At 47.3% G+C, this 20,629-nt stretch carries 20 protein-coding genes; 18 read left to right on the forward strand and 2 right to left on the reverse strand.

The window, feature by feature from the left end; translation table 11 throughout:
* Positions 1–90: 90 nt before the first annotated feature.
* The 6 genes from QMA39_RS14580 (at position 91) to QMA39_RS14605 (ending at position 6,473) form a co-directional block, all read left to right on the forward strand.
* On the forward strand, positions 91–1,290 hold the full coding sequence (locus QMA39_RS14580) for a DUF819 family protein (RefSeq protein ID WP_035532266.1): 1,200 nt from the start codon (positions 91–93) through the stop codon (positions 1,288–1,290).
* A 274-nt stretch (positions 1,291–1,564) separates the two neighbouring features.
* Positions 1,565–2,167 (forward strand): glycerol-3-phosphate responsive antiterminator, encoded by a 603-nt coding sequence (locus tag QMA39_RS14585; RefSeq protein ID WP_281659171.1) that lies wholly within the window; start codon positions 1,565–1,567, stop codon positions 2,165–2,167.
* Positions 2,164–3,291, forward strand: coding sequence for a sn-glycerol-3-phosphate ABC transporter ATP-binding protein UgpC (ugpC, locus tag QMA39_RS14590; RefSeq protein ID WP_281659172.1), 1,128 nt, complete (start codon positions 2,164–2,166; stop codon positions 3,289–3,291). The genes QMA39_RS14585 and ugpC overlap by 4 nt, the downstream gene beginning before the upstream one ends.
* 74 nt (positions 3,292–3,365) lie before the next feature.
* Positions 3,366–4,235, forward strand: a complete 870-nt coding sequence (locus tag QMA39_RS14595) for a sugar ABC transporter permease (RefSeq protein ID WP_281659251.1) — start codon at positions 3,366–3,368, stop codon at positions 4,233–4,235.
* Positions 4,232–5,044 (forward strand): carbohydrate ABC transporter permease, encoded by an 813-nt coding sequence (locus QMA39_RS14600; protein WP_281659173.1) that lies wholly within the window; start codon positions 4,232–4,234, stop codon positions 5,042–5,044. Before QMA39_RS14595 ends, QMA39_RS14600 begins: the two co-directional genes overlap by 4 nt.
* A gap of 16 nt (positions 5,045–5,060) precedes the next feature.
* The gene (locus QMA39_RS14605; RefSeq protein WP_281659174.1) at positions 5,061–6,473 is read left to right on the forward strand and encodes an ABC transporter substrate-binding protein; all 1,413 of its coding nucleotides are present in this window, start codon (positions 5,061–5,063) and stop codon (positions 6,471–6,473) included.
* An 83-nt stretch (positions 6,474–6,556) separates the two neighbouring features.
* On the opposite strand, the gene QMA39_RS14610 is transcribed toward QMA39_RS14605, so the two are convergent.
* Both QMA39_RS14610 and QMA39_RS14615 read right to left on the reverse strand, forming a co-directional pair.
* Positions 6,557–8,077 carry a BCCT family transporter gene (locus QMA39_RS14610; RefSeq protein ID WP_340689475.1) on the reverse strand — a complete coding sequence of 507 codons (1,521 nt, stop codon included), beginning with the start codon at positions 8,075–8,077 and terminating at the stop codon, positions 6,557–6,559.
* Positions 8,078–8,252: 175 nt separating this feature from the next.
* Complete coding sequence (locus tag QMA39_RS14615) at positions 8,253–9,590, reverse strand: sugar porter family MFS transporter (protein ID WP_281659175.1); 1,338 nt, start codon at positions 9,588–9,590, stop codon at positions 8,253–8,255.
* 283 nt (positions 9,591–9,873) lie between these two features.
* Between QMA39_RS14615 and QMA39_RS14620 the strand changes: the two genes are divergently transcribed.
* The 12 genes from QMA39_RS14620 (at position 9,874) to QMA39_RS14675 (ending at position 20,526) form a co-directional block, all read left to right on the forward strand.
* A complete protein-coding gene (locus QMA39_RS14620) occupies positions 9,874–10,860 on the forward strand; it encodes a DUF3231 family protein (RefSeq protein ID WP_281659176.1) in 987 nt (328 codons plus the stop codon).
* A gap of 73 nt (positions 10,861–10,933) precedes the next feature.
* On the forward strand, positions 10,934–11,398 hold the full coding sequence (locus QMA39_RS14625) for a divergent PAP2 family protein (protein WP_027955785.1): 465 nt from the start codon (positions 10,934–10,936) through the stop codon (positions 11,396–11,398).
* Between the two features lie 30 nt (positions 11,399–11,428).
* Positions 11,429–11,551, forward strand: a complete 123-nt coding sequence (locus tag QMA39_RS14630) for a hypothetical protein (protein ID WP_277988105.1) — start codon at positions 11,429–11,431, stop codon at positions 11,549–11,551.
* Between the two features lie 89 nt (positions 11,552–11,640).
* Positions 11,641–12,828, forward strand: a complete 1,188-nt coding sequence (locus tag QMA39_RS14635; RefSeq protein ID WP_281659177.1) for a sodium:proton antiporter — start codon at positions 11,641–11,643, stop codon at positions 12,826–12,828.
* Positions 12,829–13,019: 191 nt separating this feature from the next.
* Positions 13,020–13,856, forward strand: coding sequence for an amino acid ABC transporter substrate-binding protein (locus tag QMA39_RS14640; RefSeq protein ID WP_281659178.1), 837 nt, complete (start codon positions 13,020–13,022; stop codon positions 13,854–13,856).
* Positions 13,843–14,544: an amino acid ABC transporter permease gene (locus tag QMA39_RS14645; protein WP_027955788.1), complete on the forward strand. Its 702-nt coding sequence runs from the start codon at positions 13,843–13,845 to the stop codon at positions 14,542–14,544. Before QMA39_RS14640 ends, QMA39_RS14645 begins: the two co-directional genes overlap by 14 nt.
* Before the next feature lie 12 nt (positions 14,545–14,556).
* The gene (locus tag QMA39_RS14650; RefSeq protein ID WP_027955789.1) at positions 14,557–15,294 is read left to right on the forward strand and encodes an amino acid ABC transporter ATP-binding protein; all 738 of its coding nucleotides are present in this window, start codon (positions 14,557–14,559) and stop codon (positions 15,292–15,294) included.
* 247 nt (positions 15,295–15,541) lie between these two features.
* Positions 15,542–16,990 carry a protein adenylyltransferase SelO gene (locus tag QMA39_RS14655; protein WP_244877758.1) on the forward strand — a complete coding sequence of 483 codons (1,449 nt, stop codon included), beginning with the start codon at positions 15,542–15,544 and terminating at the stop codon, positions 16,988–16,990.
* A 101-nt stretch (positions 16,991–17,091) separates the two neighbouring features.
* The gene (locus QMA39_RS14660) at positions 17,092–17,934 is read left to right on the forward strand and encodes a cupin domain-containing protein (RefSeq protein ID WP_281659179.1); all 843 of its coding nucleotides are present in this window, start codon (positions 17,092–17,094) and stop codon (positions 17,932–17,934) included.
* 70 nt (positions 17,935–18,004) lie between these two features.
* Positions 18,005–18,184, forward strand: a complete 180-nt coding sequence (locus QMA39_RS14665; RefSeq protein ID WP_035532270.1) for a hypothetical protein — start codon at positions 18,005–18,007, stop codon at positions 18,182–18,184.
* Between the two features lie 185 nt (positions 18,185–18,369).
* Complete coding sequence (locus QMA39_RS14670; protein ID WP_281659180.1) at positions 18,370–19,893, forward strand: alkaline phosphatase; 1,524 nt, start codon at positions 18,370–18,372, stop codon at positions 19,891–19,893.
* Between the two features lie 27 nt (positions 19,894–19,920).
* Positions 19,921–20,526 (forward strand): sortase, encoded by a 606-nt coding sequence (locus QMA39_RS14675; RefSeq protein ID WP_281659181.1) that lies wholly within the window; start codon positions 19,921–19,923, stop codon positions 20,524–20,526.
* The last annotated feature ends 103 nt before the right edge of the window (positions 20,527–20,629 follow it).

The following is a 20,629-nucleotide window of genomic DNA, read 5'->3' on the forward strand; positions in this document are numbered from 1 at the left end:
GTTTTCCTGTGCTATACTCCCTCAATGTGGCTTTTATAGACCATAAATTATTTGATAATTCAAAGGATTACGTAGAAAAGGAGTATCATCATGATTTTCACACAAGCCCTTATCCAAGAGCCTATGGCGGTCTTCGCCTATTTAATAGCCATCGTCGGCATTGTTTTCATGTTAGCGACGGTTGATTATGCACCACTGAAAAAGTTCTTCGGCTATCTGCCGCCGTTGATCTGGATGTATTTTCTTCCGATGCTGTCGACGACATTCGGCATTATCCCGCAGAGTTCTGACCTTTACAGCTTCTTAAGTACTTATATGCTTCCAGCAGGTCTGCTGCTTCTTATGATCAGTACGAACGTTCCGGCCACTTTGAAACTCGGCGGAAAAGCGGTCCTCGTTTTCCTGGCAGGAACTCTCGGAGTCGTCGTCGGCGGCCCGGTTGCTTTCGCCCTGTTCCAAGGTGTGCTTCCTGATGAAGCCTGGCGCGGAGTCGGAGCGCTTGCCGGAAGCTGGATTGGTGGTACCGGCAACATGGGTGCCATGATGGAAGCCTTCAAGACCCCGGATGATATTTTAAGTCCGATTATTCTGACCGATACACTCGTCGGAATCGGCTGGATGGGTGTCATGATTTCCCTGGCCAACTTCCAGGATCGATTCAATAAGTGGAACAAGGCAGATAACTCTACAATTAAAAAAATCAACGAAGATATTGCTACCGACGTAGCACGCAACGCTAAACCGCTGGAGCTGCCACAGTTGTTCGCGATTCTGGCGGTCGGTTTTGCCGGTTCATACTTGATCCGTTTGTTTGCTGATTTGTCATTCATCCCTAAATCTGATGTGATGAGCACATCTACTTGGACATTCCTGCTTGTTACCGCTGTTGGTATTCTGCTTTCCTTTACGAAGGTGCGGAAGCTTGAATACTACGGTGCCAGCAAAATTGGGTATATGGGAATTTATCTGTTCCTTACCGGAATAGGGGCTCAAGCGAATCTTGCAGATATTGTTCAAGCTCCTGAATTTCTCTTAATGGGAGTGGTATGGCTTTCTATTCACATACTCTTTATTTTCACTGCTGCCCGTCTGCTTCGTGCTCCATTGTTCTTCGTCGCTGTCGGTTCACAGGGGAATATTGGTGGGACAAGTTCTGCGCCGATTGTAGCGTCCGTATTCCAGCCGGCTCTTGCGCCTGTCGGTCTTCTCATGGGAATTCTCGGGAATGTCGTCGGCATGTACGCCGCCCTCCTATGCGGCCAGCTCGCCCGGATGATTGCCGGGGGTTGATCAAAAGCCTGGCTCCTTACAATTGTAAGGAGCCAGGCTTTTTTTTTACTGTCCATGCGCTGAAGAAAAATGAGTCGTGTGAATTTACAAGACAGCTACCTTACTATAATACTGAATTAACATTCTCTGTTTACTATAGCAATTGACAAGTGGATAGCTTTTTATGATGAGACCAGAGAGACCATCAACAAGAACAGTTTCTTTCCGGGAGTGGAATGGGAGGGGCTGAGTTTGTTCATGGTCTTTTTTATTTGGACTAAAGGGGGATACTGCCATGGCGGATCGAGCACTTATAGAAGCACTGCAGAATGATCGTCTCATTGCATCAATTAAAAGTCCGAAAGCGCTGGACGCTTTCCTGAAAACGGATCTCCGTACAGCCTTTTTATTATTTGGAGATTTGTCGATGATCGGCAAATATGTCCGGCACTTAAAGAACCATGACCGAAGAGTGTATATTCATCTTGATAAAATCCAGGGGATCAGCCCGGATACGGAAGGACTGAAGTTTCTGCACAGGTTTGCAGACCCGGATGGAATCATAACGACAAAGAGTCAGCTGATTCAAAAAGCTAAGAAGTTGAATCTATCTACGATTCAGCGTCTTTTCATGGTGGATTCGGATGCATTCCAACATGGTTTGGATTCCATTAACAAAGGACGCCCTGATGCCGTTGAAATGATGCCCGGATTGATTCCATCCATGATTGAAAAGGCGAAAACCCATGTTGATGTCCCTATCGTTACGGGTGGGCTCTTTGCGGAGTATGAGCAGATGAGAATGGCGCTTGATCATGGCGCATCAGCGGTTTCTACAGGAAACCCTGATTTATGGAATACCTCCCGATTGAAAATGGAAGGAAGTGGAACTCAATGAAACAGGTAAAGCTGGATGGTCTTTATAAAACGTATGACGGCACAACGCCGGTTTTATCGAATGTGAATGCCACCATTGAAGCAGGGGAATTTTTTGTACTTGTCGGTCCCTCCGGCTGCGGAAAAAGTACACTGCTTCGGATGATTGCCGGTCTGGAGGAAACGAATGGGGGCGCGATTACAATTGGAAACAAGCGGGCGGATCAGCTTATGCCGAGTGAGCGGGATCTTTCCATGGTATTTCAAAATTATGCTCTCTACCCGCACCTGACTGTTTTCGATAACATCGTCTTCGGGCTGCACGTAAAAAAAGTACCGAAGGAAGAGAGAAAAAGACGGGGCAGGGAAACAGCGGAAATGCTCGGTTTGACCGACTACTTAAAGCGTAAACCCCGACAGCTCTCGGGGGGGCAGCGTCAGCGTGTCGCCCTTGCCCGGGCCATTGTGGACGAATCTCCTGTGTGTCTTATGGATGAACCGCTCTCCAATCTGGATGCTAAGCTCAGAGCACATATGCGTGCTGAAATTAAACAGATTCAAAGAAGGCTTGGACTGACAATTATTTATGTGACTCATGATCAAGTGGAGGCCATGACGATGGGAGACAGGATCATGGTTCTGAACAAAGGGGTTACGCAGCAGATCGGAACACCCCTCGAAATTTATAACCAGCCGGCCAATCCCTTCGTAGCTACGTTTATTGGTTCCCCTCCGATGAACATAGCGGAAGGGGAAATCAAGGATCACAAGCTGTTCATTGAGGGGCTTGCTCCCATACCACTTCCAAATGGAGAAGCCATTGACCAGACGCATGTGTATGCAGGAATCCGTCCTGAGGCTGTTCGTTTCGTCCATGATCCAGTTAGGGAAAAGGGGTCGGGTCTGATCGAAGTGAAAAACGTCGAAGTACTGGGGAATGAGACCGTTCTTATGTTCACCGCAGCCGGCCGGGACTGGTACGCCCGATGGAGCGGGCAGTGGCCGGTGAAGCCCGGGGATCGGATTCCGGTCATGATTGATTATGCGGACGTCGCTTTGTTTGATAAAGCATCTGAAAAGAGTATCAAGCATGGACAGAGTCCGGATGTTGCAGCTGAAATAAGCAGAAAGGAGGTCCTGTTATGAACAGCGCCCCTCTGACAAAGGAGAGCGGATATGAGGGCGGTGATCTTCCAGAGCACTCGGAAAAAGCGTTCCCACTGCGTAAGGATTTCTGGCAGGCGATGCTTTATCTGCTGCCATCCTTTGTCCTGTTCTCTGTATTCGTCTTTTACCCGATGTTCCGGACGATCTACTTAAGCTTCTTTCTTACCGATTATGATGGCATGCCTTCCGTATTCGTAGGTCTGGAAAACTATGCATACATATTTACCTCTGATGAATTTTTGAAAAGTCTGCGGGCTACCATTCTATTTGTCCTGATTACAGTTCCAGCGGGTGTAATCCTTGCACTGTTTCTAGCTTTGATTGCCAATGAAAAGTTAAAGGGAATCGGCTTTTTTCGAACGATCTTTTCCTCAAACATGGGGATGTCGGTGGCAGCCTCTTCCGTCATCTGGCTGTTTTTGTTCCACCCGAGTCTTGGAGCTCTTAACCAGATGCTGAGCACGCTCGGGCTGAGTCAGGTGGAGTGGCTGCTTGATCCGACTTGGGCGATCATTTCCGTTTCTGTGACGACGATATGGATGAATACGGGTTTCGCTTTTCTCATAATCCTTGGAGGCCTCCAGAACATTGATGAGCATTTGTATGAAAATGCCGGCATTCAAGGAGCCGGCTACTGGTACCAGCTTAGGAGGATCACCCTGCCGATGCTGTCACCGACGATGTTCTTTATCGTCACGGTTTCCCTGATCAATGCCTTCCAGACATTTGGACAGGTGGATATTCTGACACAGGGGGGGCCTGCTGAATCAACGAATTTGATTGTCTATTCGATTTACCGTGAAGCCTTCGTCAATTATCAGTTTGGTACAGCGAGTGCCCAGGCGGTTATCCTGTTCGGCTGTATTCTGATTGTGACTATCCTGCAGTTCAAATTCGGTGAAAAGAAGGTGCATTATCAATGAGAATGAGGAAACGGATTACCTTGTACATCCTGCTGATTTTGTCCTCCATCATCCTGTTCTTTCCGACGGTCTATGCACTGATGGTCAGCTTTATGAATGGAAGAGAAGTGCTCTCCGGGGCTGTTCTTCCCAGCAGCTTTTCTTTGGACAACTATAAAAAAGCCTTTGGAAGTCTTCCGCTTCTCAGCTATTTATGGAACAGTCTTGTCATTTCCGCAGCCGTCATGGCAGGACAGCTGATTGTCAGTAGTCTCGCAGCCTTTGCTTTTGTTTTTATAAAATTCAAAGGAAGGAATGCACTCTTCTTTTTATTTATCTCAACGATGATGGTGCCATGGGAAGCGACCATGATTCCAAACTTCGTCACCATTCAGGAGCTTGGCTGGATCAACAGCTACTTTGGCTTGACCGTTCCATTTTTTGCGCTCGCATTCGGGACTTTCCTGCTGCGGCAGCATTTCAAAACGATTCCGAAAGAATTGGAAGAAGCTTCGCAGGTGGCAGGGCTCAGTCGGTTTCAATTTTTCTACAAAGTGGTCCTTCCTGTGTCAAAAACCAGTTTAGTTACGCTCGGTATTTATGGTTTTCTCACGACGTGGAATATGTATCTCTGGCCGCTGCTTGTTACGAATGATGAAACGGTAAGGACAGTACAAATCGCTTTGAAACAGATGCAGACGAAAGAAGTCTCCACAGATTGGGGGGTGGTCATGGCGGGGGTTATCATCGTAGTGATTCCTACGCTGCTGTTATTATTCGCAGGGCAGAAGCAGCTTCAGAAAGGCTTAACGCAGGGAGCTTTAAAATAATAGGGAGGGTTCAATAATGAAACAATCGAAACGCTGGGGTCTGTTTGTATTCGCACTATTCCTTATGGTACTTGCTGCATGTAACAATGATACAGGAGCGGCTGCAGACAACGAAGAAGAGGATACAGCTTCTACAGAGGAACAGTCCAATACGGGAAATGCTGAAACTGGGGAAGCAGCGGCAGATGATGAGGCCACTGAGGTTACATTCTGGCATGCCATGGGTGGAGGTCCTCAAGAAGCATTGGAAGAGATTGTCGCTGATTTTAACGAGAAGAACCCGGAAATCAACGTCGTTCCTCAGTTTCAAGGTACGTACGATGAAGCTTTGACAAAGTTCCGGAGTGTCGGCGGAAGTAAGGACGCGCCGGCAATTGTACAGACCTATGAAATTGGTACCCGCTACATGATTGAAAGTGGCTTTATCGAACCTGTACAGACATTTATTGATAATGATGACTATGATACTTCTCAGCTTGAGGAAAACATTACAAATTACTATGCCGTTGATGGAGACATGTATTCCATGCCTTTCAATTCCTCCACACCAGTCCTGATTTACAATAAAGATGCATTTGAAGAAGCAGGACTGGATGCGGAAAGCGCTCCACGCACTTATAGTGAGATTAAGAATGCCGCTGAAAAGTTGACGAAAAAAGGCGGTGGAAATGTAGAACAGTATGGATTTTCTATGTTGAATAATGGCTGGTTCTTTGAACAGCTTGTATACACGCAGGGGGCATATTACGTTAATGAAGAAAATGGACGTTCCGGCGATCCTGCAAAAGCCGTTTTCAATGAAGAAGCAGGGAAGAATGTCTTTACATTCCTTGATGAAATGAACCAGGCTGGTTCATTCGGGAACTTCGGATCCAATTGGGATGATATCCGTGCCGCATTCCAATCCGGGAAGACAGCTATGTACATGGATTCCTCTGCGGGTGTCCGTGATATTATTGACAACTCTGATTTTGAAGTCGGCGTCGCCTACATCCCTCACCCGGATGATGTGGAGCCTGAAGGAGTGGCGATCGGTGGAGCTTCCATCTGGATGACGAACAGCATGGAAACAGAACAACAGCAGGCGGCCTGGGAGTTTATGAAGTACTTGACGACACCGGAAGTACAGGCGGAATGGCATGTAGAAACAGGTTATTTTGCGATAAACCCGGCTGCATACGAAGAAGCTCTTGTACAGGAAGAGTACGAGAAATATCCACAGCTTCAGGTTACAGTCAATCAGCTGGAAGATACAACATCAACAAAAGCTACACAGGGAGCATTAATTTCAGTTTTCCCGGAGTCCCGTCAGCACGTTGTAACAGCATTGGAAAAACTCTACCAGGGAACAGCTCCAAAAGACGCCCTTGATGAAGCAGCAGAACAAACGGACCGCGCCATCGAAATTGCCAATCGTTCCAATCAATAATAAAACAGACGAAACCATAAAAAAAGACTGTCGAGAAAGTCCTCGACAGTCTGAGAAGCTGCCATACCGGCAGCTTCTTTTAGTTAGGCAGATTTTTCTTCTTGTTCTTCTTCAGAATCTGATTCAGCCGCTTCATTAAATTCTTCTCTAAACGACTTGAGCAGACTGACGATCATCAACAGCAGTATGATGGTTAACGGGAACCCGCTGATGATCGCTGCGGCCTGTAGACCATCGAGTCCCCCGGCTCCCATTAAAATCATGGCAATTGCTGTCAGGATAATTCCCCAGCTCAATTTCATAAAGAATGGAGGGTTCAAGCTTCCGCGCGATGTCTGCATCGCAAGGACGAATGTGGCGGAGTCTCCAGATGTGATGAAGAACGTCATGATCAAGATCACCGCTACAAAGGAAAGCAGGCCGCTGAATGGAAGCTGGTCAAAGACATAGAACAATGAAGATTCCATGGACTGACCGGCTACGTTGACGCCTTCCACAAAGTCGAAGTAGATGCCGGCTCCACCGAAGACGCCGAACCAAAGGGTACAGACAAGAGCAGGAGCAATAACAACCGCCACAATAAATTCACGTACGGTACGTCCCTTGGATACACGGGCGATAAAGGAGCTCACAAATGGTGTCCAGGAAATCCACCAGGCCCAGTAGAAAATCGTCCAGTCTTTTACCCACTGGTTGTTTTCTGCATCAAACGGGCTGAAGCGCATCCCCATCTGAACGAAGTTCTGCATATAGTTTCCAAGAGTTGTGGAATACGTTTCCAGTACAAAACCTGTAGGTCCGAGCAGCAGGAAAGCTGCAAATAATACGACAGTCAGAATCAAGTTGATGTTACTGATGTATTTGATACCTTTAGAGAGGCCGGAAGCTGCTGAATAGATAAACAGCACGGCTGTTACTCCCATGATGATAAGCTGGACGCCGTAGTTGTTCGGCACACCCCATAGATACTCAAGGCCGCTGTTGATCTGCTGGGCACCTACACCGAGTGAGATGGCGACACCAAAGATGGTAGCGAAAACAGCGATGATATCGACGATATAACCGGCAACACCATTCATACGGTTACCGAAAAGTGGCGTAAGGGTAGCACTCATAAGCCCCGGCTTATCTTTTTTAAATTTAAAGTAGGCAAGCACGAGGGATACAATCGCGTAAATGACCCAGGCGTGCAGCCCGTAATGCAGATAGCTGATTTCAAGACCGAGTTTAGCTGATTCGATCGTCTGTGCATCTCCCACGGGTGGGTTGGCATAGTGGGTGACCGGTTCTGTCAATCCGTAGAACAGCAGGGTAATCCCCATACCGGCACTGAACAGCATCGCAAACCAGGTCGGAGTAGTATATTCGGGTTTATCATCCTTTTTACCAAGTTTGATTCTCCCGTATTTACTGAAGGCAATGATGAAAGAAATAATGAGCATGAAGGTGACGGCGAATTGATAGAACCAGCCAAAACGGTCAAGGATTCCATTCCGAATCGTCATCATCGTATTTAAAAGGTGATCAGGGAAAATAGCTCCCCAGCTTACAAACACAATTCCTATTGCTAAAGCAATCCAATACATGGGTGAAAGTTTATTCACGTTATTCCTCCTGAAATGTTTATCTCGTTCGTATAGTTCGTTCAGAAAAAACTTTATAAAAAGTGCATAAACAGAATTATATACGACGCTAAACATAAAATCCAGAAGTTCACAAAAAGAAGAAATATTCGTAATATTAAAACTCCCTGTCCTAAGACAGGGAGTTTAAGGGGATTCAGCTGGTGCTTCCCCGTAGATCATTTTCGATTTCTTCCAGGCTTCGTCCTTTCGTTTCCGGTACATATGTGTAAACGAATAGGAACGCGAGTATACCGATGACTGCGAATAGAACGAATACCCACGCGGTTCCAATGGCACCGAGTAGAATCGGGAAGAAGAGAGAGACGACCAAGTTGGCAGCGGACAGGAGCAGTGTCGTAAAGCCTGTAGCAGCCCCTCTCGCCTTAGTCGGAAACAACTCCGGCAGCATGACCCAGACGACTGGTCCCCATGTGGCGGAGAAGAAAATGATGAACAAGCCCAGAAAAACGACCGTCAGCCAGGCGATGGCTGTGGTAAGCTCTGCTGTGAACAAGATGGCAGCCAGAACAGCAAGACTTGTGACCATGCCGGCGTTCCCGATCAGCAGCAGTTTCTTCCTTCCAAGTTTATCAATCGTTGCAATAGCCACGAGCGTCATCAATACGTTTAATACTCCAATTCCAACGGTTCCAAGGATGGATGCGGAATCGGCCAGTCCTGCTTCTGTAAAAATGGTAGGAGCATAATAGATGACCGCGTTTATCCCGATCAGTTGCTGGAATATAGCGATTCCGCTTCCGACAAGAAGCATAGGGCGGACCCATTTAGCTTTTAGTACATCCCATGTGCCTTCTTTTTCCGCTTCGATTTTCTTCATCTGTTCCATTTCTTTCTCGATTTCTTTCTCGTCTCTTGTCAATCCCATCACTTTGCGCGCTTCTTTCTCCCGATTCTGTTTAAGGAGCCATTTCGGGCTTTCCGGCATGAAGATGACGCCTACAGCAAGAACGACGGCAGGAACCGCAGCTAGACCGAGCATCCAGCGCCATCCTTCAACAGGTGCGAAGGCATAGTTCACGAGATAGGCAAGGACGATCCCGATGGTAATCATCAACTGGTTCAACGACCCCAGCGCACCACGAGAATCCGTCGGGGCCATTTCCGATAGATAGACCGGTACAATGGCTGTTGAACCGCCGACTGCCAGTCCTAATATGACCCGGCCTGTGACGAGCATGGGAACGTTCGGTGCAAACGCAAGGACAAAAGACCCGGCTATGTAGATCAAAGCGATCGTAAATACCACTTTTCTTCGTCCGAATCGGTCGGAAACGTAGCCGCTCAAACCTGCACCAACAATAGCACCGACGAGGAGAGAACTGACGACGAGCCCTTCCAGGAAGTCTGTCAGTGGGATATCATCACTGATGAATAACAGAGCTCCGGAAATGACACCGGTATCATATCCATATAATAATCCGCCAAGGGCACCGAAAAAGAAAATCCACCCTTTGCTTATTGAACGATTCATAACATGACCACCTTTTTTAATCTGCTAAATGGGTTCTACCACGAAATCCTTTGTTAAAAACAATGCCGTCTTCCTTGTTTTTCATGATAACGATTTCATGTTCCTCTGGTATGGGGGTTTTGGATCAGTGAAAAATATTGATGCTTTTTTCTGATATTAGTGGATAGAGGTGGGCTTCGTCTTTTTAGCAGGTCAAGGATGAAAAACGGGATTTAGCTCAGACTAAAAGAAAAGCACGCTGCTACAAAAGGTTTTTAGTGCAATCCAAATTGGAGGAGTCAGTATGGCGGTCAATTCTCAACTTTCTTCTGCCGAAATCGGGACGTTATGGATGACCTACCAGCAAAAGACCATGATCCTCAGGATGCTGGACTATTTTATAGAGAAAGCGGATGACCGGGATGCGGAAAAGATTATGGTCCATCTGCAGAAGGACATTGAACCCTATGCGGAGAAGATGGAAAAAATATTTGAAAAGCATGGCCTTGAAGTGCCGGTTGGATTTACGAAGGACGATGTGACAAAAGAGGTTCCAAAACTCTACGATAATGGTTTTGATATCATGTTCGTCCGGCTTGTGAAAGAAATCAGTATGGGGATGCATACGCTGAACCTGACGATGTCCTATCAGAAGGATATTATTGAAATGTACCGTGAACTAACCTACCTTACACAAAAATATTATGAAAAGTGCACCCAGTATCTGCTTGAAAGAGGACTTCTTCCACAGGCTCCTTATGTCTCCATCCAAAAGCCGGTGGAGCATGTACAGGATAAGGACTACCTGAAAATGTTCAAGCCGGTCAAAGGGAGGCGCGCATTGAATACAGTGGAAATGACCCATATCCATCACGCGATAGAGTCCAATATCATCGGTATGCAGATGATTTACGGTTTTTCACAGGTGGCCAAAGAACCTGAAGCGAGAAAGTACTTCCATGAAGGTGGGGAGCTGGCTAAAGGCATTGTGAAGCAGCTGACGACGATCATGTTTGAAAATGATACGCCTGCGCCGATGACCCCGGGCGGCAATGTCACCCAGTCTCATCTCTCCCCATTCTCAGATAAAATGATGCTTTATTGTGTCAGTCTGTTCTGCAGCTTCTCGTTAGGAGGGAATTCGCTGGGGACAGCTTTCAGTCTCCGGAATGACCTGCCGGCGAAACTCTCCTTATTCATGAAGGATATTTTTGAATATGCCCATAAAGGGGCAAAATTGATGATTAAACACGGATGGATGGAAGAGCCTCCCCAGACAGAAAAACATTAATCATCTTCCTGATTGAATAAAGAGGCTTTTTAACGGGAAGGTACATGGTAGTCTGAATGGGAGGGTGTAAACCATGAACAAAATGAACCGAGGAATTGTTACAGCACTGTCAGCGATCGGAATCGCGCAGGCATTGAAAATTGTCACACATAAACGAGTGCACGGCGTGTGGGACGTGAAACAGGTGGCGACCACCGGCGGGATGCCAAGCTCCCATTCTGCCGGTGTAGCCGCGCTTGCCTCTTATATTGCAGCGAATAAAGGGTCTCGTCATACAGAAACCGCCCTGGCCGTTATTTTTGGTGTCATCGTGATGTATGATGCTCAGGGCATCCGCAGACATACGGGAGAAATCGCCCAGCTGGTTAACGACCTTGAAGATAATGTCGCTCAAATATCCGGTGATTTTCCCAGCCTTGAATTTGTAGAGCGTGAAAAAGAATTGAAAGAACTGCTTGGGCATCAGCCTGTTGAAGTCCTGGGAGGGGCCCTTTTAGGTATTGCGCTCGGTTATGCTTCTGCACGCGTGGAAGGATAAGCGTCACCCTCATGTAAGGAGGTGGAGCTTATGAGAAAAACAACGGGTTCACGTTCACGGACGAACGTGGATGAAGTGAAGCGATTGAATGCGTTGTCCGGCCTTTCGTACAACCAGATCAAAGAAAGGCTGGCGAAGAGCCATAAGTCATAAATTATGGAAAGACCCGGCATATGGCCGGGTTTTTCATGTTTAGGGACATCGGAAAATGGAGAGATGAAAAGAACAAGGAGGGGGATCCTATGTCAATCAATCAAACGATTCTGCTGTTATTGATCGGTTATCTTATCTTCACCCTGGACAAAAAGCAGGAAAACCTTCCTGTTCCCATGATCCTTGTGTTTATTGGGATCGGTTTGTCGTTTCTTCCCTACTTTTCAACCATTGAGGTAACGGAGCATCTGATTTATCATGTATTTCTTCCCGCTTTACTATTTGTATCCGCGTACCGCTTCTCTCCGGAAGGGTTCAAAAGAAACAGTCAATTGATCATCTTTCTAGCTTCCATAGGCATCATAGTAACTGTGGGAATTCTTGGAGCTGCGATTTATGCAGTGAGCGGTCCATTTCTTTCCCTGTCCCTGACAGGGGCGATGCTGATGGCAGCTGTTCTGACTCCGACAGATCCGGTTTCTGTCGTGTCGATTTTGAAGAACTCGACAAGTGATGACAAGATGGCGGATGTTGTGGAAGGGGAGTCCCTTTTAAATGACGGAACGAGCATTGTCATTTTTTCTGTTCTGATGGGGATGTATACAGGAAAGTCCGATGTCTCCCTGCTGTCCTTTTTTGGTGAGTTTCTACTCGTTTCCCTCGGGGGAATCGCTCTCGGGGTGACCTTTGGCTGGTTGATCAGTAAAGGGGTCCATTACACGCACAACCGTGAATATCAGGTCATGCTGAGCATCGTCCTGGCCTACGGGATTTTTAACCTTGCTGAATATATCGGGGTTTCCGGTGTGCTGGCCGTCGTATCCGCCGGTCTGATGCTGTCCTTTGAATACGGAAGAACGATTAAGGAAGAGCACTTTAAAGAAACTCTGGATGGTTTCTGGGGAGTTGTAGAAACGTCTGCCCTCTCTTTATTGTTCCTGTTGATTGGTGTCGAAGCCGCAGGTTATCTCGTTTCCACGCTCTGGGGGCTGGCTGCTGTCGTTTTTCTTCTGTCCATAGTGGTCCGGTTCATCGTCATTGCCGGATCCACGCAGCTGTTCCCCAACTGGCGGAGGAAAATCAGCTGGCGCGAGTCTGCTCTTTTGACATGGGCTGGTCTAAAAGGAACGATGTCCATTTTTCTGATTTTATCATTTGAAGCTGAAGTGGATGGGGGAGGTTCCTTTACAGCGCTTGCCTTCGCTGTTGTGATCATCTCGCTTATTCTTCAGAGCGTAGGTGTTGCACCGATTTCCAAAAAATTATTGAAAGCATAAATAAACCGGGATCCCACCAGGATCCCGGTTTGTTTATGCTTTAGGAACAAGATGGATACTGGTTAATTTACGGCATTTGGAAAAGGATAAAAGAAAGAGTTCAATCGATTGACATCGACATATCATCTGAATTATGATACGTAAGTCATTAAAACTTACAACTTTACTTGGTTTTACGGAGGGAAAATAAAATGAAAAAAATTACATGGTTATTATCGATCGGTTTTCTTGCCCTTGTTCTGGCTGCCTGCGGAACAAGTGAGGATGAAAACCAAAGTGCATCGGAAGGGGAAGAGTCCTCTGAAACAGAAGGGAACGGAGATGAAAACCTACTGAAAGAAATCCAGGACAATGGGGAACTCGTCATTGGAACAGAAGGAACCTATCGTCCGTATACGTTCCATGATGATAATGATGAATTGACCGGTTTTGATGTGGAAATCGCCAGGGAAGTCGCAGACCGTCTCGGAGTAGAAGCCGTATTCAATGAAACGAAATGGGATTCCATGTTTGCTGGATTGAATGCCGGACGTTTTGATATGGTAGCCAACCAAGTCGGAATCAGGGAAGATCGTCAGGAGAAATATGATTTCTCCAATCCTTACATTCAGACCTCAGCTGTCGTGGTGACCAACAAAGACAATGATTCCATTCAATCCTTCGAAGATTTGGAAGGCGTCAATACAGCTCAGTCTCTGACAAGTAACTACCGTGATATCGCGGAGGCCAACAAGGCTGAAATTACAGGTGTGGAAGGTTTTAACGAATCCATGCAGATGATTGCGAGCAACCGCATTGAAGCAACGGTCAATGATCGCCTGTCTGTTCTGGACTATATGCAGCAGCGCCCGGAGGCTCCGGTGAAAATTGCCGCTCGTGCGGATGAAGCTTCTGAAAGCGGCCTGCTGTTCAGAAAAGGAAACGAGGAGCTTGTGGAAGCTGTCAATGAAGCCTTGAAAGAAATGAAGGAAGACGGCACATACCTCGAAATTTCCGAGAAGTGGTTTGGTGAAGATGTATCTAAGTAATCTATTCACCAACCCTGACATGCAGGAAAAATACCTGGACATTTTTACAAGCTCTTTTCTCCCTTTGGTGAAAGGGGCTTTATATTATACAATTCCTTTGACGCTGATCACCTTTGCCATTGGGATCGTGCTTGCCGTTATTACAGCATTGATGCGTTTGTCGAACGTGAAGTTTTTCCGGGGCGTGGCCCGCGCTTATGTTTCCATCATTCGCGGCACCCCGCTTCTCGTGCAGTTATTCATAATCTTTTTCGGTCTACCGTCTCTTGGCGTGACCATCAGTCCTTTTTATTCAGCGATTATCGGTTTCTCCCTGAACATGGGGGCTTATAACTCTGAAATTATTAGAGCAGCTATTCTATCCATCCCGAAAGGACAGTGGGAAGCCTCCGAGTCCATCGGGATGACAACCGCACAGGCGTTGAAGCGTGTCATTCTGCCGCAGGCGACGCGGGTGTCCATCCCGCCGCTTTCCAACTCGTTTATCAGTCTGATCAAGGATACGTCTCTCGCTTCAACCATCACGTACACGGAAATGTTCCGGAAATCTCAGGAAATTGCTGCTCAAAATTACGAATTTCTACTCGTTTATTCCGAAGCAGCCCTCATCTACTGGATGATCTGTGTGGCTCTGTCGTTCGTTCAGGACCGGGTTGAAAATCGAATGGAAAGATATGTCGCAAAGTAGGAGGCTGATACAATGATAAAAGTAAATCAACTTAATAAATATTTCGGTGACCTTCATGTATTGAAAGATATTGATATGAACGTGAACCGCGGGGAAGTCGTCGTTGTTATCGGACCTTCGGGGTCGGGGAAAACGACGCTGCTTCGTTCGTTGAACATCTTGGAGACCCCGGAATCCGGTGAAATCACCATTGGGGAACGCTCCCTTGATTTCAGCCGTCCCCAGAAGAAAAAGCAGCTGGTGGAATTTAGGAAGCAGACCGGGATGGTGTTCCAAAACCATAATCTTTTCCCTCATTTAACCGCTGTCCAAAATGTGATGGAAGGTCCTGTAACGGTTCAGAAGACACCTAAAACAGAAGCGAAGAAAAAAGCGGCTGATATTTTGAACAAGGTTGGATTGGGGGACAAACTGGATGTGTATCCCCACCAGCTTTCCGGAGGGCAGCAGCAGCGTGTCGGAATTGCCCGCGCTCTGGCGACAGGTGTGGAGGTTATCTTGTTCGATGAGCCGACATCTGCTCTTGACCCTGAACTTGTAGCGGACGTTCTTGACGTCATGAAGGAACTGGCGGAAGAAGGGATGACGATGGTCGTCGTCACCCACGAAATGAAGTTCGCCGAAGAGGTAGCGGACCGTGTTATTTTCATGGATCAGGGAACCATTGTGGAAGAGGGGACACCGGATGAGGTGTTTCATTCTACCAAGGAACCGCGGACCCAGCAGTTTCTTCAGCGGATCGGACAATAAACAAGAATCCGGCTTTTTGAGTAGAGCTGCAGACTGTCGAGAAAATTCTCGGCAGTCTTTTTTGATGGATCCTGTAAAATGGACGTACCGCTGCCCTGTTCAATCATCAATTGGTCAAGTCACAGGATTTGTCCGCCTCCTGCCACGGCACCAAAGGAGCGTGACTATCCACATGAAAGATCTTAAGCATCAAGGGAAGAATTATGTTAGGGTTAACGATAACACTACTATGAATAAAGGAGATTCCATGACACAGACAGGATGGAACTTAAAGCACAGCTATCAACTGCTGCCCGAACATTTTTATGCCAAAGTGGAACCGACACCAGTCAAAAATCCGGCCTGCGTCGTTTTTAACGACGATCTGGCCGCAGAACTCGGCCTTCCGGATGATTCCAAACAACGCCCGGAAATATGGAGCGGAAATGAGCTTCCAGACGGAGCTGACCCGATTGCCCAGGCCTATGCCGGTCACCAATTCGGTCAATTCACGATGCTCGGGGACGGCCGGGCCGTCCTTCTCGGGGAACAGGTCACGAATAAGGGAAGACGATTTGATATCCAACTGAAGGGGTCCGGACGCACCCCGTTTTCAAGACGTGGCGATGGTCGTGCAGGACTTGCCCCGATGCTGCGGGAATACATGATCAGTGAATCCATGTATGGACTTGGTATTCCGACGAATCGGAGTCTGGCTGTCACGACAACCGGAGAACATATCCAAAGGGAAATTGAAATTCCAGGAGCGGTTTTAACCCGCGTTTCCAGCAGCCATCTCCGCGTGGGCACGTTCCAGTATGCTGCCGGCCTTGGTGATGTGGATGCGCTTCGGCTTTTGGCCGATTACGCCATCCAGCGCCACTACCCTGAAGTGGCAGGAGACGAAAATCGGTATGCCGCTTTTTATGAGAAGGTCGTGGAAAGACAGGCGGCTCTGATTGCCAAATGGCAGCTGACAGGTTTCATACACGGGGTGATGAATACTGATAACATGGCGATCAGCGGGGAGACGTTTGATTACGGACCTTGTGCGTTTATGGACGTGTACCACCCGGAAACAGTATTCAGTTCCATCGATGCTCAGGGGCGGTATGCCTATCAAAACCAGCCGCCTATTGGTCAGTGGAACCTTGCCCGTCTCGCGGAGGCCTTGATACCGATTCTTGATGACGAAGAAGAATCCGCTGTGGAAACGGCTCAGGAGATCCTCAGCCGCTATGGATCCTATTTTCAAACATACTGGGTCAACGGGATGAGGAATAAGCTCGGATTCTTAAGTGAAGAAAGCCAGGATCGAGCTTTGATGGATGATCTTCTGGATATCATGAAAAAGCAGGAAGCAGACTATACAAACACCTTCAGAGCGTTGACTCTTGATCGACCGGAAGAGCTGCCGATGTATCATTCTGTCGCTTTTTCAAGCTGGTATGATCAATGGAAAAAACGTCTCGAACGACAGGAGCAGCCGCTGCACCTCGCCTTTGAAACAATGAAGAAGGCCAATCCTGCCATTATTCCCAGGAACCATAGAGTTGAAGAAGCGTTGGAAGCAGTCATTCAAGAGGATGACTATTCGGTGATGCATCAGCTGATGGAACAATTGAAAAATCCTTACGCCTATTCCGATGCGCAGGTGGATTACGCCCAGCCTCCAGAGCCGTCGGATCAGCCGTACCGCACGTATTGCGGCACATAAAGAAAACCGGTCTCTTCTTTGAGACCGGTTTTTTAATGGATGTACGTTCCTGACCCTCTCTGCATAAGATAGGGCGAGATTGTAAGGAAGGGAAGATCCATGTGTATCCATACCCACCTATGAACAGGCAAGAGACGACTGGAGATATTCTGCAGAACAGCATCGCTTCCAAAGCGGCCGCCGCCCAATTTTATCAGCGCCTTTTTTCGTATGCTCCTGCTGCAGATCAATCCCTCATCAGGCAGGCTTTTGAAAAAGAATCAGCTGTTTTGAATGAGCAGACTGTCCTTTATACCCAGGTGACAGGAAGACAGCCTTCTCTCAAGGCCGCACCGCCAGCTTTCACGACCTATCAGGATGGGCTGCAGAAAGCATACGAAATGAAGCTCAATCACTATAATTATGATCAGCAGGCGTTCAGGGCACTGCAGGGCACCCCATGTGAGCCGTGTCTTCAGCGTGCCTGTCAAAGCAATGCCGATGAAGCAGGCCGATGGTACAGATTGTTGAACCGTCAGGAAGGCTCAGGATCTACAGTGGACTTCGGCGGTCAGCCTTATGTGCTGGATATCGAAAAAGCGACCGTTCAAAACGATACGTTCCGCACAGCCATCTGGACGGGGGACGATCTTCAGGTTACGTTAATGAGCATCGGTGTCGGAGATGATATCGGCCTTGAAATTCATCCGGATGTTGATCAGTTTCTCCGTCTGGAGCAGGGACGTGGGAAAGTACAAATCGGACCTGAAAAAGACCAGCTTACATTTGAACGGGAAGTTTCGGATGACTATGCAATCATGATTCCAGCAGGAATGTGGCATAACGTAACAAATACCGGGGACGTTCCCATGAAGCTGTATTCCATCTACGCCCCTCCAGAGCATCCATTCGGCACGGTTCATAAGACAAAAGCGGATGCGTTGGCTGCGGAGGCTGAAGAATAAAGGTTTGTCATGAGAAACCTTGAGGTTCGATCCCCCTTTTGTAATAATTGAAATAAACAGGGGGGATAAAATGAAGCTCTCGTATTTTTTATTGCTGATTATTTTCATGATGCAGGGGACGGCATTAGTGAATGTCACCCTTTTTGAAAACAACTGGAACGGTGTGATGCTCTGGATCAATACCAGTCTTTTTATCATTGCAACCGCTTTAACGGTGAAACCAGCAGATTCCAGTCATAAAGACCATTAAAAGGTACGTTTCCCCGTATGGGAACGTACTTTTTTTATGCGGAAGTAGAGGGATGGATTCCGGGTACACTAGGAAAAAGGATTTACATAATTATTACATGGCATTAACTAATTCTTACCATTACTTATTCTGTTATTAACATAAGGCTACTAGTATGAACCATGTAATCACATGAACGGAGGAGAATGATTTTGAAAAAACAGCTTGCAAAGAAAGTATTGTCAGTGACAGCGTTGTCCTGCTTGTTTTTTGGCAGTGTGGATTATCCATCATACATAAGTGCTGAAGACCACAATGAAGAAGTGAAGAACGTCATATTCATGGTTGGGGACGGGATGGGACCTGCCTATACGACCGGGTACCGTTACTTTAAAGATGATCCAGACACCAAGGACATGGAGCCGACGGCTTTTGATCCCTATCTTGTTGGAATGCAGTCGGTCTATTCCCATGACCCTTATCACGATGGCGGGGAAGAGGACGAAAAGGAGAATATTCCGGATTCCGCAGCGACGGCTACATCCATGTCCTCCGGGGTGAAAACGTACAACGGAGCCATTGCCAAAGATCTGGAGAAGGATGATACAAAGACAGTGCTGGAGGCAGCCAAGGAAAAAGGGATGTCCACAGGACTTGTGGCTACTTCCCAAATCAATCATGCTACACCAGCCGCTTACGGAACACATGATGAGTCCCGCCAGAATTACAATGACATTGCCGATGATTACTTCGATGATCAGATTGATGGAGCTCATAAGGTTGATGTGCTTCTCGGTGGTGGAACGGATTATTTTATTCGTGAAGACCGTGACCTGACAAAAGAATTTCAGAAAGACGGCTATGACTATGTGACAACGACCGAGGAGATGGAAGATTCTGAAGCAGATCAAGTGCTTGGCCTTTTTGCTCCTGTCGGATTGGATAAAGCTATCGACCGTCCGGAAGAGCAGCCTTCTCTGGCTGATATGACCGAAACCGCTCTTGAAAAGCTGAAAAACAATGAAGAAGGCTTCTTCCTTATGGTTGAAGGAAGCCAGATTGACTGGGCCGGACATGATAACGATGTCGTAGCTGCCATGAGTGAAATGGAAGATTTCGAAGGAGCTTTCGAGGAAGTGATGGCTTTTGCTGAAGAGGATGAAGAAACACTGGTTGTTACAACCGCGGACCATTCTACAGGCGGGTTTTCCCTGGGAGAAGGTGGTCCTTATAAGTGGGATCCCGATGTCATTCATGCCGCTTCCCATACGCCTGATTATATGGCCGGACAGATTGTGGAAGAAGGGGATGACGTAGAGAAAACCTTGACAGAGTCTATCGATTTCGAATTAACAGAAGAAGAGATCACCTCCGTTCAGGATGCTGTAAATAACGGAAACGATGAGGAAAAAATGGTAGAAGTGGATAATGCAATCGAGGCCATCTTCAACAAGCGGTCCGGTACAGGGTGGACAACAGACGGTCATACAGGTGTGGATGTTCCGGTATATGCCTATGGTCCGGCCTCGGATCGCTTCTCTGGATTTATTGACAATACGGACAATGCTAAAATCATTTTTGAACTGCTGAATAGTGAGGAAGAGGAAAAAGAAGGTGCCCCTCTGGCTGATACAGCCACTTCCTATCCGTTGGGTCTGCTGGCGGGCGCAGTTGCCGCCGGGGCAGCAGGTGTCATTCTTTTCTTTAGAAGAAAACAGCTGAAAGCGTAACAAACTGCGGGATAAAGGAGAGATCCGATGATTCAAAAGCTGAGCGTTGCCTTATTGCTGCTGGGACTGGTGCTGGTATTTTGGAATGGCTTCCAATGGTGGTCGGAAAGCCGTGCCGCTGTTTATGATGCAGAGATGCAGGATGCTCCTTATTCTCCGGGGAGCGGATCGTCTCCATCCGAAGATTTCGTCGCAGCAGAAACTCTTGAAAGCTATCAAGAAGGCGGGGAAATCGGAGAGCTTACGATTCCTAAACTCGGCAGGCGTTATCCTGTATTTTTCGGGACAGAGGCCGGCACATTGAAAAAAGGCGTCGGCCTGTATGATACCTCGTATACGACTCTTCCGTCTGAAAAGGGGCATACTGCGCTTGCTGGCCACAGAGAAACGGTCTTCCGCGGCCTGGACGGTCTTGTTCCCGGAGACTTCCTTTACCTTACAGAAGGGGACTATGAATACGAGTACCAGATTAACCGGGTCTGGGTGACAGATGAACAAGATACGTCTGTCATCGTAGAAAAAGACTCTCCCACTTTAACCTTGACGACGTGCTATCCTTTTGACTTCATCGGCTCAGCTCCTGAACGTTTTATCGTGCAGGCTGAGTTTGTAAAAAGACACGAACTCCCTTAAACTTAGCGCTGCCTCTTTCCATCGGGAAGAGGCTTTTCTTTTTGTTAACCTTTCTGAATATTCTTTACTCTGTGCATGGAAAACCATACACTAAAAGAGATCG

This window comes from Halobacillus sp. Cin3, assembly GCF_947311855.1.
Classification (GTDB): domain Bacteria; phylum Bacillota; class Bacilli; order Bacillales; family Halobacillaceae; genus Halobacillus; species Halobacillus kuroshimensis.

Excerpts from the sequence above, each read along its gene's own strand:
- QMA39_RS14630 (WP_277988105.1), top strand. The coding sequence starts at position 11,429 with ATGAGAAAAACAACGGGTTCACGTTCACGGACGAACGTGGATGAAGTG.
- QMA39_RS14670 (WP_281659180.1), top strand. The coding sequence starts at position 18,370 with ATGATTTTGAAAAAACAGCTTGCAAAGAAAGTATTGTCAGTGACAGCG.
- QMA39_RS14620 (WP_281659176.1), top strand. The coding sequence starts at position 9,874 with ATGGCGGTCAATTCTCAACTTTCTTCTGCCGAAATCGGGACGTTATGG.
- QMA39_RS14655 (WP_244877758.1), top strand. The coding sequence starts at position 15,542 with ATGACACAGACAGGATGGAACTTAAAGCACAGCTATCAACTGCTGCCC.
- QMA39_RS14665 (WP_035532270.1), top strand. The coding sequence starts at position 18,005 with ATGAAGCTCTCGTATTTTTTATTGCTGATTATTTTCATGATGCAGGGG.
- QMA39_RS14605 (WP_281659174.1), top strand. The coding sequence starts at position 5,061 with ATGAAACAATCGAAACGCTGGGGTCTGTTTGTATTCGCACTATTCCTT.
- ugpC (WP_281659172.1), top strand. The coding sequence starts at position 2,164 with ATGAAACAGGTAAAGCTGGATGGTCTTTATAAAACGTATGACGGCACA.
- QMA39_RS14580 (WP_035532266.1), top strand. The coding sequence starts at position 91 with ATGATTTTCACACAAGCCCTTATCCAAGAGCCTATGGCGGTCTTCGCC.
- QMA39_RS14635 (WP_281659177.1), top strand. The coding sequence starts at position 11,641 with ATGTCAATCAATCAAACGATTCTGCTGTTATTGATCGGTTATCTTATC.
- QMA39_RS14625 (WP_027955785.1), top strand. The coding sequence starts at position 10,934 with ATGAACAAAATGAACCGAGGAATTGTTACAGCACTGTCAGCGATCGGA.
- QMA39_RS14600 (WP_281659173.1), top strand. The coding sequence starts at position 4,232 with ATGAGAATGAGGAAACGGATTACCTTGTACATCCTGCTGATTTTGTCC.
- QMA39_RS14640 (WP_281659178.1), top strand. The coding sequence starts at position 13,020 with ATGAAAAAAATTACATGGTTATTATCGATCGGTTTTCTTGCCCTTGTT.
- QMA39_RS14650 (WP_027955789.1), top strand. The coding sequence starts at position 14,557 with ATGATAAAAGTAAATCAACTTAATAAATATTTCGGTGACCTTCATGTA.
- QMA39_RS14585 (WP_281659171.1), top strand. The coding sequence starts at position 1,565 with ATGGCGGATCGAGCACTTATAGAAGCACTGCAGAATGATCGTCTCATT.
- QMA39_RS14675 (WP_281659181.1), top strand. The coding sequence starts at position 19,921 with ATGATTCAAAAGCTGAGCGTTGCCTTATTGCTGCTGGGACTGGTGCTG.
- QMA39_RS14615 (WP_281659175.1), bottom strand. The coding sequence starts at position 9,590 with ATGAATCGTTCAATAAGCAAAGGGTGGATTTTCTTTTTCGGTGCCCTT.
- QMA39_RS14645 (WP_027955788.1), top strand. The coding sequence starts at position 13,843 with ATGTATCTAAGTAATCTATTCACCAACCCTGACATGCAGGAAAAATAC.